This window comes from Dietzia sp. Die43 (assembly GCF_024519835.1).
Lineage (GTDB): Bacteria > Actinomycetota > Actinomycetes > Mycobacteriales > Mycobacteriaceae > Dietzia > Dietzia kunjamensis.
In genome coordinates this window covers 153,722-168,825 of the sequence record NZ_JALJRF010000002.1, presented here as the reverse complement: position 1 = coordinate 168,825, position 15,104 = coordinate 153,722, and the positions used below count along the sequence as shown (strand labels likewise).

The following is a 15,104-nucleotide window of genomic DNA, read 5'->3' as shown; positions in this document are numbered from 1 at the left end:
CCGCCGGCCGTCACGGCCGATCCGGGCCCTGCTCGATCGTCGGCCCCCGGGAGGGTCCGAGGGCGCCGACCGCGGCGAGTGCCTAGGCTGGCCCCATGACCTCCGGCACCGACACCCCCCGCTCCGAGAACCCGACCACCGGCCGTGAGGCCGACATCAAACCCCGAAGCCGCGATGTGACCGACGGTCTGGAGAAGACGGCCGCCCGCGGGATGCTGCGCGCCGTGGGTATGGGCGACGACGACTGGGTCAAGCCACAGATCGGCGTCGCGTCGTCGTGGAACGAGATCACCCCGTGCAACCTCTCGCTCGACAGACTGGCCAAGGCGGTCAAGGAGGGCGCCCACGCAGGCGGCGGTTATCCGCTGGAGTTCGGGACGATCTCGGTCTCCGACGGGATCTCGATGGGACATGAGGGCATGCACTTCTCGCTGGTGTCCCGCGAGGTGATCGCCGACAGTGTCGAGACGGTGATGAGCGCCGAGCGGCTCGACGGCTCTGTGCTGCTCGCCGGCTGCGACAAGTCCCTGCCCGGCATGCTCATGGCCGCTGCGCGGCTGGATCTGGCGAGCGTGTTTCTCTATGCCGGGTCCACCCTTCCCGGCTTCGCCAAGCTCTCCGACGGAACGGAGAAGCAGGTCACGATCATCGACGCCTTCGAGGCCGTCGGGGCCTGCTCGCGGGGCCTGATGAGCCGCGAGGACGTCGACACCATCGAGCGCGCGATCTGCCCGGGCGAGGGCGCCTGTGGCGGCATGTACACCGCCAACACCATGGCCAGTGCGGCCGAGGCACTGGGCATGTCGCTGCCCGGGAGCGCGTCGCCGCCGGCCCCGGACCGTCGGCGTGACGATTACGCCAAGGCCAGCGGTGAGGCAGTGGTGGAACTACTGCGCAAGGGCATCACCGCGCGCGACATCATGACCAAGGAGGCGTTCGAGAACGCGATCGCCGTGGTCATGGCCTTCGGCGGGTCCACCAACGCGGTGCTTCACCTGCTCGCGATCGCCAGCGAGGCCGAGGTCGAGCTCACCCTCGATGACTTCGCCCGCATCGGCGCCAAGGTCCCGCATCTGGCGGACGTCAAGCCGTTCGGCGCCCACGTCATGACCGACGTGGACAAGATCGGTGGCGTCCCCGTGGTCATGCGGGCCCTGCTCGACGCCGGTCTGCTCCACGGCGACTGCCTCACCGTCACCGGCCGCACCGTCGCCGAGAACCTCGCCGACATCGCCCCGCCGGACCCGGACGGCAAGGTGCTGCGCGCCATGGGGGAGCCCATCCATCCGACCGGCGGCATCACCATTCTCCACGGATCGCTCGCCCCGGAGGGCGCCGTGGTCAAGTCCGCCGGCTTCGACTCCGACGTCTTCGAGGGCACCGCCCGCGTCTTCGAGCGGGAGCGCGCCGCGATGGACGCACTCGAGGACGGGACCATCACCGCGGGCGACGTGGTGGTGATCCGGTACGAGGGTCCCAAGGGTGGCCCCGGCATGCGCGAGATGCTCGCCATCACCGGCGCGATCAAGGGCGCGGGCCTGGGCAAGGACGTGCTCCTGATGACCGACGGCCGGTTCTCCGGCGGAACCACCGGACTGTGCGTGGGCCATATCGCGCCCGAGGCCGTGGACGGCGGGCCGATCGCCCTGGTGCGGGACGGCGACCGGATTCGGCTCGACGTCTCGCAGGGCACCCTGGAGCTGCTCGTGGACGAGTCGGAGCTACAGACCAGGCGTGAGGGCTGGGAGCCGCTCCCTCCGCGCTACACCCGCGGTGTCCTGGCCAAGTACTCCAAGTTGGTGCAGTCGGCGTCCACCGGGGCGATCTGCCGCTGACCGGGACGGCGTCGACGGGGGCGGTGCCGACCGTCGACGCCCGCGGGGGCGGTCTCGGGTGGGCCGAGGTCGTCCCCCGCGGGGGTCAGGCCTCCTCGCCGGCCCGGGGGTCGGGCTGGTGGAGACCGAACACATTGCCCTCGGTGTCGAGGAAATACCCCTGCCACGCCATGCCGGGGAGGGCGTGCTTCTCCAGGGCCACCTCGCCCCCGGCGGCCAGGATCCTGCCGGCGGTGACGTCGAAGTCCTCGCACCCCACAGTGAGCACGGCGCCCCGGACGGGGGAGCCGGGCTCCGGCGCGTCCCCCGGCCGGGCCATGATGGCCCCGTTGATGCCGGGGGCGTCCTCGGGTCCGGTGGTCACCCCGAAGTAGGGGCTCCCGGCGTACTCGCTCCAGTCCTCGAACGTCCAGCCCAGCGCGTCACCGTAGAACGTGCAGGCCCGGGCCGGGTCGGAGGCGTGGATCTCGAAATGGACCGGTCGGGACATGGCGGTCTCCTCATCGGGTCGCGGGACCCCAGGATATCGCCGCGCGGAACCGTCCGGCAGTACTCAGTCCAGAACCGTGCCGTCATCGAGATGGGACAGCGACCCGCCCTCGGGGCGCTCGCCGGTGGCCAGGTACACGACCCGGTTGGCGATGCTCACGGTGTGGTCGCCGAAACGCTCGTAGTAACGGGCGAGTAGGGCCAGGTCCACGGCCGCCACCGAACCGTGCGGCCAGTCCTCGGCGGAGATCTGCTTCATGAGGTCCGCGTGGAGGCGGTCGACGGCGTCGTCCTCGGCGTCCAGGGTGCGGGCCCTGTCCGCGTCCTTCTCGACGAGCAGGGCGGTGAGCTCGCGGGCCATCCGACCGTCGTGCTGCGACAGTTCGCGGATGAGCGGGACGAGCGGGGCGGGCACCACGGACTGCGGGTGGCGCCGTCGGGCGACCCGGGCGATGTGGCCGGCCAGCGCGGCCATGCGGGTGAAGTGCTCGACGATGTAGATCCCCGAGACCACCTGACGTAGATCGCCGGCCACCGGGGACTCGAGCAGGAGGAGCTCGAACGCGTGCTGCTCACTGGCCTCACGGAGATCCTCCAATTCCGCGGCGCCGTCGATCACCTCGATGGCGGCGAGTTCGTCGCCGTCGAGCAGTGCCGCGGTGGCGCGGTCGAGCAGGCGGATGTTGGTCTCGCAGAAGCGAACCAGCTGGTCCGAGAATTCGTCGAGCTTGGAATGGAAGACAGTGCGCATGCCATGACTGTAGTGCCGGTGCGGTAACGGACGGCTTCCGTTCTCCCACTGTTCACCGCGCCGCCCTCCGGAAAGGGGGATACAGCGCGGGAATGAATAGACAGAACGGTCTGTTCTTACTAGCGTCAAGCCATCACGAGACGTCCCGAAAGGACTTGTTCATGACCCTCTTCCTCTACGAGACCACCCCGTCACCGGAGCAGCAGGCCGACCCCTCCGGTCTCGTCGACTCCCTCGCCACTGCACTGACCGCGGGCGGCGCCGAGGTCATCGAGACCCAGGTCACCAAGGGTGCCGCACGCGTCTTCACGATCGTCGAGCTCGCGGACGGCCCGAACGGCGCCTGCGACACCGACGCCCCCGTCCTCGACGCCGGAGCGATCGGAGCCACCGAGGTGACCGCGCCCGCGCAGGTCCGCCTGGTCGGCACCGACCTCGACACCATCAAGGCCGCGCGACCCGACGCCGGCTACCTGGTCGAGTGGGACATCCCGGCGGAGATCGACATGGACACCTACCTCACGCGGAAGAAGGAGAAGTCCCCGAAGTACGCCGAGATCCCCGAGGTCTCCTTCCTGCGCACCTACGTGCGTGAGGACACGGACAAGTGCCTGTGCTTCTACAACGCCCCGGATACCGACGCCGTCGTCCGCGCGCGTGAGATCGTGTCCACCCCCATCACGCGCCTGCACGAGCTGTCGTGAGCACCGCCGCGACGCACGCCCCCGTTCTCGGTACGTCCCGAGCCCGGCTCACCGCCGGTGCACTCGGTGACGTCGACGTGGCGGAGCTCGTCGCGGTGATCGACTCGGTCGCTGCGCGGGCCTCCGCCCTGGACCGCGACGAGGCGGACCTGCGGGAGGACATCGCAGCACTCGCCGGGCTCGGCCTCTTTGACGTCGACCGCACGCCGGTCGCCGTCGCCGCCACGATCATCGAGGCCGTGGCCACGGAGAGCCTGGCGGTTGCGTTCGCCGCATGGGCGCAGCGTATGACCGCCGCATACCTCCGCCACGCGGCGGACCGTTCCGATGCCGCGGGCCGGACCTACCGGGCCGTCGCGGACGGCAGCCGCCCCGGTGTGACGGGTATGGCCGCCGCCCAGCGGCAGGTCGTCGGGCTGGGCAAGGTCCCGATCACCGCCACACCGGTGTCGGGCGGCTACAGGATCGACGGTCCGATCGCGTGGGCCTCCAACGTGTATCCGGACAGCACCATCGTGCTCGCCGCCAACACCGAGGACGGGCGCAGCCTGGTCCTCACCTTCGAGGCCTCGGCGCCCGGCGTCGAGATCCGCAGCGCCCCCGACCTGCTCGCACTCAACGCGACGGCCTCCACCATGATCGGCCTCGACGGCGTGGTGGTCCCGGATGACCAGGTGCTGGGGGAGGACCTCGCGGACTTCCTGTCCGGCGTGCGTCCCCAGTTCCTCGTCCTGCAGGCGGCGTTCTGCTCGGGCGTCGCCGCGCGGTCCCTGACCGAGGCAGAGGGCAGGCTCGAGGGCCTCGGCGCCTTCTACTCCGACGAGCACGGCGAGCTGGCGGCACGGCACGAGCACATGCACGCCGAGCTGCACCGCCTGGGGGCGACGCCGACCGAGGCCACGCTGGGCGATCTGCTCCTGCTGCGCCTCGACGGCGCGGAGATCGCGCCGGCCGCGACCCGGCTCGAGGCCGTCCTCTGCGGCGGCATGGGCTACGCCCAGGCTGCGCCGGCCAATCGCCGCATGCGGGAGGCTGCTTTCCTCCCGGTGCAATCACCTTCGCAGTCGCAGCTGCGGTGGGAGCTCGACCGACTCGGGGTGCCCGCGTGACAGCCGGCGTCCTGGCCAGGCCCGTCGCGGTGAGCGTGTCGGGCCTGCAGCACCGGCTGCCCGGCGGGAGGGTGCTGTTCGACGACCTCGAGCTCCGGATCCGAGCCGGTGAGTCACTGGTCCTCCTGGGGCCGTCCGGGGTCGGCAAGTCCACGCTGCTGAGGCTGCTCGCGGGCCTCGAGGAGCCCGCCGCGGGCGAACTGCGGGTGGGCTCGACGGACACCGGGGACGACCGGGCGCACTCGTACGCGGTCGTCTTCCAGAAGCCGCTGTTGTATCCGTGGCTGTCGGTCCGCGAGAACGTGGCGCTGGGTGGGCGGTTCCGGGCCCTGCGCGGCCGTGTCGACCGCGCCCACGTCGACGGTCTGCTCGAGCACTTCGGGATCGCCGAGTTGGCCGACTCCCGTCCGGACCAGATCTCGGGCGGCCAGGCGCAGCGCGTGGCCGTCGTCCGCGCCGCGGCCACCCGTCCGGAGATCCTGCTGCTCGACGAGCCGTTCAGTGCGCTCGACCCCGTCACGCGGGCGGACTCGCAACGCTGGCTGGTCGGGGTGACGGCCGAGCTCGGGGTCACCACGGTCATGGTGACGCACGACGTGGACGAGGCGCTCGTCGTCGGCTCCCGAATCGCGTTGTTGGGATCGTCGGGCCGCGTCCAACAGGAGTGGACGAACCCGTCCCATGGTTCCACGGAGTTCGATCCGGCCCTTCGCGACAGCATCCTCGCCGCGTACCGGACGGCCTGATCGGACGATGACGAACGGACCCGGGGCCCGCGGCCCCCTCCTCGACCGGCGCGCGCTGCTCAGGGCTGGGGGCGCCCTCGCCGTGGGCGCAGGTGCGGTCGGAGGCGCCGCGGCCCTCGGCAACCTGGTCACGACGGCCACCGCCCCGAGGGGTGTGGCCACCGATGATCTCCGCATCGGCTACCTCCCCATCACCGATGCGGCCCCGTTGCTGGTGGCCCACGGAGACGGCTACTTCGAGCAGCAGAGACTCACTGTCGGGCGGCCGGTGCTCTTCCGCTCCTGGTCCTCGCTCATGGAGGCGTTCCTCACCCGGCAGGTGGACCTCATCCACCTGCTCATGCCGTCCGCGATCCAACTCCGGTATGTCGTCGGAGCCGACGTCAGAGTGGTGGGTTGGAACCACACGGGTGGAGGCGCCATCACGGTGGCGCCGCACGTGACGGATGTCGCCCAGCTCGCGGGCACGCAGGTGGCGATCCCGGGATGGTGGTCGATCCACAACATCCTGCTCCAGCGGGTACTGCGCGCGAACGGCCTCACCCCGGTTGCGCGTCGCGCCGCGAGCCGATCCGAGGGGACCGTCGAACTCGTGGTGATGGGGCCCTCGGACATGATCCCCGCCCTGGCCGCCGGGTCGATCTCCGCGTTCACGGTCGCGGACCCGTTCAACGCCGGCGCGGTCGCCCAGGGTGTGGGTTCCCTGCACATGCTCCTCGACCAGGTGTGGCGGGACCACGCGTGCTGCGTCACCGTCGTCCACCGGGACCTGATCGACACCCGCCCCGACACCGTGCAGGCGCTGGTCGACGCCGCCGTCGCCGCGCAGCTCGGCATCCGGGCGGACCGCACCGAGGCGGCGGCGATCCTGTCCGGGAAGGGATACCTCCCGCAGCCGCCGAAGGCGGTCGAGGTCGCCATGGCCGGGACCGTGCCGGACCCCGACGGCGGCCCCAGGCGTCACCGGATCGACTTCCACCCGTACCCGTTCCCGAGCTTCACCTCCGAACTCGTCCGCCAGATGCGGACGACGGTCGTCGACGGGGAGACCCGTTTCCTCGACGGTCTCGACCCCTCGGGGGTCCACGACCAACTCGTCGACGACCGGTTCGTCCGCGCCGCGATCGCCCGCCACGGCGGCCCCGCGGCCCTCGGCCTCCCCGCCTCACTGACCCGACACGAACGGCTGATCTAGATGACGCGCACCGACTCGACCCCGGATCCGGCCACCGACCCCGTGTCAGCGGACGCGGTGGTCGCCGACCCGTCCGCGCCCGGCTCCCGCCGGGGCCGCAGGGCCACCGGGGCCGGGCCGTCGGGTCTGCTCACACGCTGGGCCGCGGGTCTGCTGGGGTTGCTCATCGGCCTGGGCGTGTGGGCCATGCTCACGTCCGGGCTCGTCACCGACGACCCGGTGATCGGCGGGATGTCGCCGGTCGAGACGTGGTCGGGCTTCGGCGACTTGCTCGACAGGGGAGTGCTGCTGTCCGACGCGGCGGTCAGTCTGTACCGGCTCGTCGCGGGCCTCGCGGTCGCCGCGTTCCTCGGGGTGCCACTGGGGCTCTGGCTGGGGCTGCGCCGGACCGCGGAGGCGGTCGCGGGACCGCTCGTGCAGTTCCTGCGGATGATCTCGCCGTTGTCCTGGGCTCCTGTGGCCATCGCGGTGTTCGGGATCGGCAACGAGCCCGTGATCTTCCTCGTCGCCGCCGCGGCGGTGTGGCCGATCATGCTCTCGACCTCGGCAGGCGTCAACGCGATGGATCCCGGGTACCTCGACGTGGCCCGGACCATGGGCGCCAGCGGCTGGGAGCGCCTGACCCGGGTCGTCATCCCCGCGGTCCGGCCGGCGATCCTGGGCGGCATCCGCCTCGCGCTCGGGACGGCCTGGATCGTGTTGGTGCCCGCGGAGATGCTCGGCGTGCGGTCCGGCCTGGGTTATCAGATCCTCAACGCCCGCGACCAGTTGGCCTACGACCAGGTCATGGCGGTGATCCTCGTGATCGGCATCCTCGGATTCGCACTGGATGGGCTGTCACGGCTGGTTCTGCGCGACCGCGCCGCGCGCTGACGCTCGCGGGGGGCCCCGGCGGACCCCGGCGGTCGGGGATCGCTCAGCGCCCGGATCAGATCGTCCTTCCTCGTGTCCGACAGGCCCTGTGCTGCGGTCTAGGCCCTGCGCAGCTCGGAACGCAGGTGGTGGGTGAGGGGCTGGCCGACCGCTGCCATGGCGAACGTGGTGGTGATCCGGTCGCCGACGGTCTCGTAGCGGCGGTGCGTGGTGTCGACCTGCTTGGCGCTCGCACTGTTGTGCACGCGTGAGTGGAACTCCAGCACCAGGGCGTCCGCCTCGGCGACGAGCGTCCCCTCGCAGAGTTCGGTCTGCCCGGTGGGCTGGGCCAGGACGAACTCGGCCGTACCGTCACCCGGGACCCGGAGGTACCCGGTCTCGGTGTGCATGGGGGATCCGGTGGGGCTCCACGTGCGCTGAACGTAGTGCAGGAAGGGCTTGCCCACGTCGGTGAACGTGATCTCCTCGGTGTAGGTGAAGTCGTCGATCGTCGGGTACGAACCGGCCCCCTCGCCTCGCCAGGTGCCCAGTAGGGCGGCGACGGGGGTCAGGTTGGCGGCGGGGGTCGAGGCGGGATCCATGGCGCGAGACTAGGCCATCGGTGACGCGGGCCGCGCCGGGTCAGCCATCCCAGACCGGTTCGCCGTGCTCGTCGAGCCGCAGGCCCTCGCTCGGGCTGTGCTCGGTGATCTTCCCGGTGTGCATCAGGTGACCCACGGGCAGTTCGTGGACCGTGGCGACGACGTCGGCGACGATCCGACGATGGCAGCGCCACCACACCGACTCCGAGCACATGACCGCCACCTGTCGCCGCCGGGCGTCGGCCACGACCCGATCCAGGGCGGCGCGGAATGCAGGGTCGCGGGTCCAGGCGCTGTAGGCGCGGAACGCCTCGACCCGCCACCAGGTGTCGGGGGAGGCCCGGCGCCGGTCGGCGGTGAGGCTGCGGCGGCCGCCGAGGTCCTCTTCCCAGCGGTAGTCGATCCCCGCCTCGCCGACGATCTCGGGCACCGCGCCCTTGGCTGCGGCGGAGTTCGCGCGGCTCCCGGGGAAACGCCGGATGTCCACGAGGAGTTCGACGCCGGCGCGGGTGAGCAACTGTGCCATCTCGTCGCGATCCAACCTGCCGTGCCCCACCGTGTACAGCATCAGTGGCCGGTGTCCTCTCCCGTCCTCGTTCGGGTCGCCCCGCCGTGGTCACCGCGCTCGCCCCCGGTGTCGGTGCCGGTCCCGGCGTCGGAGTCGGAATCGGAGTCCGCCCCGGCGTGCGACCCGGAGCTCCGTCGCGGGAGCAGGTGCATGATCGCCACGACCACCGCGCCCACCGCGAGGCCGAAGACCAGTGCGCACGCCGTGTCGACGAGCCAGGCGAGTACCGTGCCGACGCCCGCGACGCCCGCCGCGGGTTCGGTCAGGACGTGTACGAGGTGGTACGGCGCCGTCACTCCGAGTTCGTCGAGCCCCACGAGGAGGATGTGGCCACCGACCCACAGCATGGCCAGCATGCCGACGAAGGAGATCACCTCGAGCACCGTCGGCATGGCCTTGACCAAACCGTGGCCGAGCCGCTGCACGCCCGGGGACTCCTTACCCGCCAGGTGGAGGCCGACGTCGTCCATCTTCACGATCACCGCGACGACGCCGTAGACGAGCGCGGTGATGCCCAGACCCACGACGACCAGGATGATCGCCCGGGACCAGAAGGACTCCGACGCCACCTCGTTGAGGGAGATCACCATGATCTCGGCGCTGAGGATGAAGTCCGTGGTCACGGCGCCGCGGACCATCTTCGCCTCGGCGTCCGGGCCCCGGTCCACCACGGGGGCGGCCTCCTCGTGGTGCCCGGAGACCCGCTCCCAGACCTTCTCCGCCCCCTCGAAGCAGAGGTAGAGGCCGCCCAGCATGAGGATCGGGGTGAGGATCCACGGTACGAACTGGCTGAGCAGGAGGGCCAGGACGATGATGATCGCCTTGTTCCCCAGTGAACCCAGAGCGATCTTGCGGATCATGGGCAGTTCGCGGGACGGGTCGACGTCGCGGACGTACTGGGGGGTCACGGCGGTGTCGTCGACCACCACGCCGGCGGCCTTCACGCCGGCGCGGCCGGCGGCGGCGGCGACGTCGTCGGTACTGGCCGCTGCCATGCGCGCGAGCACCGCGACGTCATCGAGCAGGGCGGCGAGTCCACCGGCCATGACAGACCTCACTTCTCAACGGGCGGGGGGGAACCCGCGGACGACGGGGCCGACCCCGGAGGGTCGGATCGTCACAGGGTAGCGCCGCGTCACTCGACCGCGTCGAGGACCCAGCGCAGTGAGGAGACTCCGGCGCGTCCCAATGTCCGTCCGAGTCCGCTGGATCCGAGCGGCCCGTCGGGGAGTTCGAGCATCGTCCGGGCCCACCCGGGCAGCGCCGCGACGGCGCCCTCTCGCAGCAGCGCGTAGGCGGGTCTGTCGGCCAGCCCCATCGGTGGTCCGTCGAGCAGGAAGTGGCGCGCGTCGAGCGCGGCGGGCGAGGCCTCGAGTTCGGGCCGGTACCCCTCCAACGCCTCCTCGAGTTCGCGCACGGTGAGGGGGACCTCCCCGGCGCCCATCATGAGGCCGGTCCTCGACGCCTGTCGCACGTACTCGTCGCGTTCGGCCGGCGTCAGAGGGTCGCGCCCGTAGAGACGGTGGCACTCGAGGAAGCTCCAGATCTCGGCGACGTGGACCCAATGCAGCAGGTGGGGGTCGCGGGCGTCGTACGGGCGCCCCCGGTAGTCGGTGCCCACGACCGCGCGGTGCGCACCGTTGATCGCCCGGATGAGACGGGAGGCGTCGGTGATCGTGCCAAAGGTCGTGGTGGCGATGAACTGCGAGGTGCGCTGGAGGCGCCCCCACGGGTCGCCCCGGTAGTCGCTGTGGTCCGCCACCCCGGCCATGGCGAGCGGGTGCAGGGACTGTAGGAGGAGTGCGGTGAGTCCGCCGGCGAACATGGAGGCGTCCCCGTTGACGCGGCAGATGGCGTCGTCCGGGGAGTTCCAGCGTTCACCCTCGGAGTGCCAGATCTGCTGGCGTCTCGCGGCGGCGTCGTCGCCCGCCACCCGGGAACGGACCACGAGGCCCACCCTGCGGCGGGCGCCGGTCAGGGCGCGGGACGCGGTCGTCGTCACCGTTGCCATGGTGGACACCCCCATCACGTGACGTGGTCGTCCGAGTCACCATACCCCTGGTACGGACGGGGTGCGCGGTATCGTCGCGACTGATGACCACGCAGTTGACGTCCCTGCCCGGCCGCTCCCGTCTGCGGGGTGTGGCGGGCGTCACCGCGGTCCTGGCCGCGCTGGTCGCGATCAATCTCACCGCCAACCTGGCGGGTCTGCCCTTCCGCGAGTGGATCGTGCCGCTCGCTGTTCTCGTGCTGGTCGTGGTGGCCAAGGCGCGGTGGATGCGGTGGTCGGACCTGGGGCTGGCGGCGCGGCACATGCCCCGCGGGCTGGCGTACGGTCTCGCGGCGACGGTGCTGGTGGCGGCTGTGGTCACGGCCGGGTGCCTGATCCCGGTGACGAGCCCGTTCTTCCTGTCCGAGCGCTATTCGGATCTGCGGATTGCGGTGTTCTCGGCGCTGGTCCTGATCCCGCTGATGACGGTCCTGCCGGAGGAGTTCGCGTTCCGTGGGGTCCTCCAGGGCGCTCTCGAGCGGACCTTCGGCACCACCGGGGTGTTCGTGATCGGGTCACTGGCCTTCGGCCTGTGGCACGTCACGTCGTCGCTGGGGCTCACGGCCGGCAACGCCGGGCTCGCGGGCGTGCTCGGCACCGGGGTGGTGGGTCAGGTCGCGGGGATCGGACTGGCGGTGGTCGCGACCTCGGTGGCCGGGGCGGGGTTCATCTGGATTCGCCGCCGCAGCAACAGTCTCCTGGCCCCGATCGGCCTGCACTGGGCGTTCAATGCCGTGGGGGCGCTCGCCGCCGCGCTCACGTGGCGCGCACTGGCCGGCTGATCACCGCCCACGTCGCCGCGACGACCAGGGCGGCGTTCACCCCCATCACGACGAGCAGCGGGATCGCCGAGTGCGGTCCGGCGAGTCCGGTGAGAGGGGAGACCACGGCGGCGAGTCCGAACTGGGCGGCGCCGAGGAGCGCCGATCCGGAACCGGAGTGGCCCCGGGTGGCCTGCATGGACAGTGCCGCGGCGTTGGGCAGGATCAACCCGACGGACAGGGTGAGCAGGACGAACCCCACGGTGACCGGTGCCAGCCCCAGGGTGCCGGCGGGGGAGAGGGTGACGACGACGACGAGGTGGACGATCGCCGTCACCATGCCCACCACCCCGGTCAGCAGGATCTTCTCGGGCGCGAACCTGCCGACGAGCCGGGCGCCCGCGAGATTCGAGACCAGGATCCCCAGCGCGTTGACGGTGAACGCCACCGAGTACGCGGTGGGGGACAGGCCCACCATGTCCTGGTAGAGGAACGGGCTGGCGGAGATGTAGCCGAACAGGACCCCGAAGGTGAACACGAACACCGACACGCGCGCGATGAACGGGCCGTGGGTGGCCACGACCCGCATGTCCCTCAAGGTGGACAGCACGCCCCCGGTACGGCGGGACGCGGCCGGGAGTGACTCCGGCACCGCGACGAGGACCCCGACGACCGTGATGGCGGACAGGCCGGCCAGCAGCCAGAACACGCCTCGCCAGCCGCCGAACGGCACGACCGCGCCGCCGATGAGCGGTGCGATGACCGGGGCGACGGACTGGATCGCCATGAGGGTGGCGAACGCCTTGGCCACACCTGGCCCGCGCCCGACGTCCACCACGACGGCCTTGCTCAGGACGATCCCGGCCGCACCGGCGAAGCCCTGCGCGACGCGTCCGAGCACCAGGATCCAGATGGACGGGGCCAGCGCGCACACCACGGCGGCGATCGCCGTGCCCACCGAGCCCAGGATGAGCAGCGTCCGCCGCCCCACCCGGTCCGAGAGCGGTCCGATCAATAGTTGCCCCACCGCCAGCGAGACCATGAACGCGGTGAGGGTGAGCTGGGCGGTGGAGGCCGTGATCTCGAACTCCTCGACGATCAGCGGCAGCGCGGGCAGGTAGGTGTCGGTGGCGAACGGCCCGATCGCCCCGGTCAGCGCGAGCGCGAGGAGCATCGTGGCGGGCACTGACGCGGTGGGTGCGGGGGTGGGTGTGGGCGTGGGGATTGGCGGCGAGGTGGGCGCTGCGGTGGGTGGGCGGGTGGGTGGTGTGGGGGGCGCGGCGGAGGGTCGTCGTTCCGCGGACCTCATTCCCGCACCCCTGCGGCCTCGGCGGCACTGTCCGCCAGACCGACCCCGGTGCCCTCGAAGATGTGGAAGGCCACGTCCGCTCCCCGTGCGATGAGTTCGTCCCTCTCGTCGTCGTACTGGGCGACCACCGCGACGGTGCCCTCGAAGTCCCGCGCGTCCACCTGCTCGAGAGCGATGAGGTTCGAGCCGTGGAACGGCATGGCCAGCACGATGATGTCCACCTTCTCGTCGTTCACGCAGCGGTCCCAGAAGTCGTCGTCGGTCGCGTCGGCCTCGATCACGTGGACATCCTGCTCGCGGAGCCTGGCGACCTTCACGGGGTCGTTCTCCACGCCGATGACCGTCAGACCGTACTCCTCGGTCAGACGGTCCCGCACCGCGCGGCCCACCCGGCCCACCCCCAGGACCAGCACCCGGGCGTGACCGATGTCGAGCGGGGCGTCCTCCGGGTGGGTGCGCTCGTCCCGCAGGGTGGGTACGAGCGAGGACAACCGCGCCACGAGCCGCGTCCCGCGGTGGTTGACCAGCGTCGAGATCACGAAGCTCGCGGCGACCGCGACCGACACCACCACGAGCCAGTCCTGCTCGACGAGACCCGCCTCGACCCCGGTCGCGGTGACGATGAGCCCGAACTCCGAGAAGTTGGCCAGCGCGAGGCCCGCCAGGATCGAGGTCCGTTTGCGCAGCCCGAACGCCGCCAGCACGAGGGTGAACACGGCGGCCTCCAGGGGGAGCAACACCACGAGCAGGAGGCCCAGCAACAGGGTCTCCGGGGTGGGCGTGACGTGGAGGCCGATCGAGACGAAGAAACCCACGAGCAGGAGTTCACGCAGACCGAAGAGGGTCCGGGACAACTCGGCGGCACGCGGGTGCGAGGCGAGGAGGACTCCCACCACCATTGCCCCGAAGTCACCCTTGATGCCGACGCTCTCGAACAGCCAGTACCCCGGCACCAGCGCCATGGTGATCCCGAACAACGCCTGCAGTTCGCCGTGACCCAGCCTGCTCCAGGCCCGGCGGACGAGCCACACCGCGGGGAGCAACAGTGGCAACGCCAACGCCCATGGGCTCGGCGGGGCGCCCGTCATCGCGGTGAGGAACGCGACCGCCACCACGTCCTGCAGGACGAGGATACCGATCGCGACCCGACCGTAGAGGGTGTGGGAGTCGGACCGCACGTCGAGCACCTGGACGACGAAGACGGTGCTGGAGAACGACAGCGCGAAGCCCAGCAGGGCCACCACCTGCCAGTCCGCCCCGGCCAGCAACCGCACCCCGATGATGGACAGCATCCCCAGGAAGCCGGCGGTCAGTCCCGCGACGGCCAGGAGGTTGGCGGCCGTCGTGGCCAGCACCTCGCGACGCAGAAGCATCCGCACGTCCAGTTTGAGCCCGATGGTGAAGAGCAGGATCGTCACGCCGAGGTCGGCGAGTGAGTCCACCACCGGCAGGGCCTCGATGCCGGGCGCGTGCAGGATGAACCCCGAGGCGAGATAGCCGATAAGGGTGGGCAGGTGCATCAGCCGGGCGACGAACCCGCACCCGAACACCACGACGAGGTAGATCGCGATGGTCTCCACGGGTGCTACTCGCCCGGCGCGGTGGTCGTCACCGCACCTCGACGACCGGCCGACCGTCCAGGAAGGCGATCGTGCCGTTCTCGAACGCCGAGATCCACCTGCCGTCGGTCGTCGTCTCGTCGGAGACGGGGAAGCCCAGCTCACCGGCGGGGCCGCCCGCCTCGCGATAGGCGGCGAGGATCTCGCCCTGGACCACGAACGCGTTCCCGGACGGCGTGAGCACGATCGCCCCCCGCTCGAAGTCGGTGACCGAGCCGCCCTCCACGGCCGTCGGCGGCCCTGTCACCCGGCCGAGATCGCCCTGTTCTCCGCCGAGTTCGTTCCACCGGTCCGCCACGGACACGGGGATGTCGACGCCCGAGTCCGCGGGCCCGGGGACGGGTGTCGACCTCGTCGTCGTCGCCATCTCTGTCGACGACACCGGAGGGGTGGGCTCACCGGCACCGCCACCGTCGTCTGCGGAGCAGGCGACCAGACCGGCGCCGAGAGCGGCGGCGAGGGCGAGGGGGGCGAGGACACGCGTGATCCTGTCCATGCGGGAGATTCTAACCGC

Annotated in this window: 16 protein-coding genes; 7 read left to right on the top strand and 9 right to left on the bottom strand. The window is 71.2% G+C overall.

The window, feature by feature from the left end; genetic code table 11:
* Positions 1–95: 95 nt before the first annotated feature.
* Positions 96–1,835, top strand: coding sequence for a dihydroxy-acid dehydratase (gene ilvD, locus NR111_RS02325; RefSeq protein ID WP_256819757.1), 1,740 nt, complete (start codon positions 96–98; stop codon positions 1,833–1,835).
* 85 nt (positions 1,836–1,920) lie between these two features.
* Here the strand turns inward: ilvD and NR111_RS02320 are convergent, their stop codons facing one another.
* Positions 1,921–2,325 carry a VOC family protein gene (locus NR111_RS02320; RefSeq protein WP_132063417.1) on the bottom strand — a complete coding sequence of 135 codons (405 nt, stop codon included), beginning with the start codon at positions 2,323–2,325 and terminating at the stop codon, positions 1,921–1,923.
* A 63-nt stretch (positions 2,326–2,388) separates the two neighbouring features.
* A complete protein-coding gene (locus NR111_RS02315; RefSeq protein WP_067718518.1) occupies positions 2,389–3,075 on the bottom strand; it encodes a PhoU domain-containing protein in 687 nt (228 codons plus the stop codon).
* A gap of 161 nt (positions 3,076–3,236) precedes the next feature.
* Between NR111_RS02315 and NR111_RS02310 the strand changes: the two genes are divergently transcribed.
* Genes NR111_RS02310 through NR111_RS02290 form a run of 5 tightly spaced genes read left to right on the top strand, consistent with a single transcriptional unit; the run spans position 3,237 to position 7,702 of the window.
* Positions 3,237–3,779 (top strand): DUF4242 domain-containing protein, encoded by a 543-nt coding sequence (locus tag NR111_RS02310; RefSeq protein WP_256819756.1) that lies wholly within the window; start codon positions 3,237–3,239, stop codon positions 3,777–3,779.
* Positions 3,776–4,888 (top strand): acyl-CoA dehydrogenase family protein, encoded by a 1,113-nt coding sequence (locus NR111_RS02305; protein WP_256819755.1) that lies wholly within the window; start codon positions 3,776–3,778, stop codon positions 4,886–4,888. Before NR111_RS02310 ends, NR111_RS02305 begins: the two co-directional genes overlap by 4 nt.
* A gap of 44 nt (positions 4,889–4,932) precedes the next feature.
* Positions 4,933–5,634 carry an ABC transporter ATP-binding protein gene (locus NR111_RS02300; RefSeq protein WP_256819834.1) on the top strand — a complete coding sequence of 234 codons (702 nt, stop codon included), beginning with the start codon at positions 4,933–4,935 and terminating at the stop codon, positions 5,632–5,634.
* A gap of 7 nt (positions 5,635–5,641) precedes the next feature.
* A complete protein-coding gene (locus NR111_RS02295) occupies positions 5,642–6,829 on the top strand; it encodes an ABC transporter substrate-binding protein (RefSeq protein ID WP_256819754.1) in 1,188 nt (395 codons plus the stop codon).
* The gene (locus NR111_RS02290; RefSeq protein ID WP_306226933.1) at positions 6,830–7,702 is read left to right on the top strand and encodes an ABC transporter permease; all 873 of its coding nucleotides are present in this window, start codon (positions 6,830–6,832) and stop codon (positions 7,700–7,702) included.
* A 98-nt stretch (positions 7,703–7,800) separates the two neighbouring features.
* On the opposite strand, the gene NR111_RS02285 is transcribed toward NR111_RS02290, so the two are convergent.
* From NR111_RS02285 to NR111_RS02270, 4 genes are all read right to left on the bottom strand, one after another.
* Positions 7,801–8,283, bottom strand: a complete 483-nt coding sequence (locus tag NR111_RS02285; protein WP_256819752.1) for an FABP family protein — start codon at positions 8,281–8,283, stop codon at positions 7,801–7,803.
* Between the two features lie 40 nt (positions 8,284–8,323).
* A complete protein-coding gene (locus tag NR111_RS02280) occupies positions 8,324–8,851 on the bottom strand; it encodes a DUF488 family protein (protein WP_256819751.1) in 528 nt (175 codons plus the stop codon).
* Positions 8,851–9,897 (bottom strand): DUF808 domain-containing protein, encoded by a 1,047-nt coding sequence (locus NR111_RS02275; RefSeq protein WP_256819750.1) that lies wholly within the window; start codon positions 9,895–9,897, stop codon positions 8,851–8,853. Before NR111_RS02275 ends, NR111_RS02280 begins: the two co-directional genes overlap by 1 nt.
* Before the next feature lie 89 nt (positions 9,898–9,986).
* Positions 9,987–10,862 carry an oxygenase MpaB family protein gene (locus NR111_RS02270; RefSeq protein ID WP_256819832.1) on the bottom strand — a complete coding sequence of 292 codons (876 nt, stop codon included), beginning with the start codon at positions 10,860–10,862 and terminating at the stop codon, positions 9,987–9,989.
* Positions 10,863–10,945: 83 nt separating this feature from the next.
* Between NR111_RS02270 and NR111_RS02265 the strand changes: the two genes are divergently transcribed.
* Positions 10,946–11,683: a CPBP family intramembrane glutamic endopeptidase gene (locus NR111_RS02265; RefSeq protein ID WP_256819749.1), complete on the top strand. Its 738-nt coding sequence runs from the start codon at positions 10,946–10,948 to the stop codon at positions 11,681–11,683.
* Here the strand turns inward: NR111_RS02265 and NR111_RS02260 are convergent.
* The 3 genes from NR111_RS02260 to NR111_RS02250 form a co-directional block, all read right to left on the bottom strand.
* The gene (locus NR111_RS02260; protein ID WP_256819748.1) at positions 11,658–12,848 is read right to left on the bottom strand and encodes a multidrug effflux MFS transporter; all 1,191 of its coding nucleotides are present in this window, start codon (positions 12,846–12,848) and stop codon (positions 11,658–11,660) included. The genes NR111_RS02265 and NR111_RS02260 overlap by 26 nt on opposite strands.
* A 119-nt stretch (positions 12,849–12,967) precedes the next feature.
* A complete protein-coding gene (locus NR111_RS02255) occupies positions 12,968–14,551 on the bottom strand; it encodes a cation:proton antiporter family protein (protein ID WP_256819747.1) in 1,584 nt (527 codons plus the stop codon).
* 28 nt (positions 14,552–14,579) lie between these two features.
* Positions 14,580–15,086: an LGFP repeat-containing protein gene (locus NR111_RS02250; protein WP_256819746.1), complete on the bottom strand. Its 507-nt coding sequence runs from the start codon at positions 15,084–15,086 to the stop codon at positions 14,580–14,582.
* Positions 15,087–15,104: the final 18 nt, after the last annotated feature.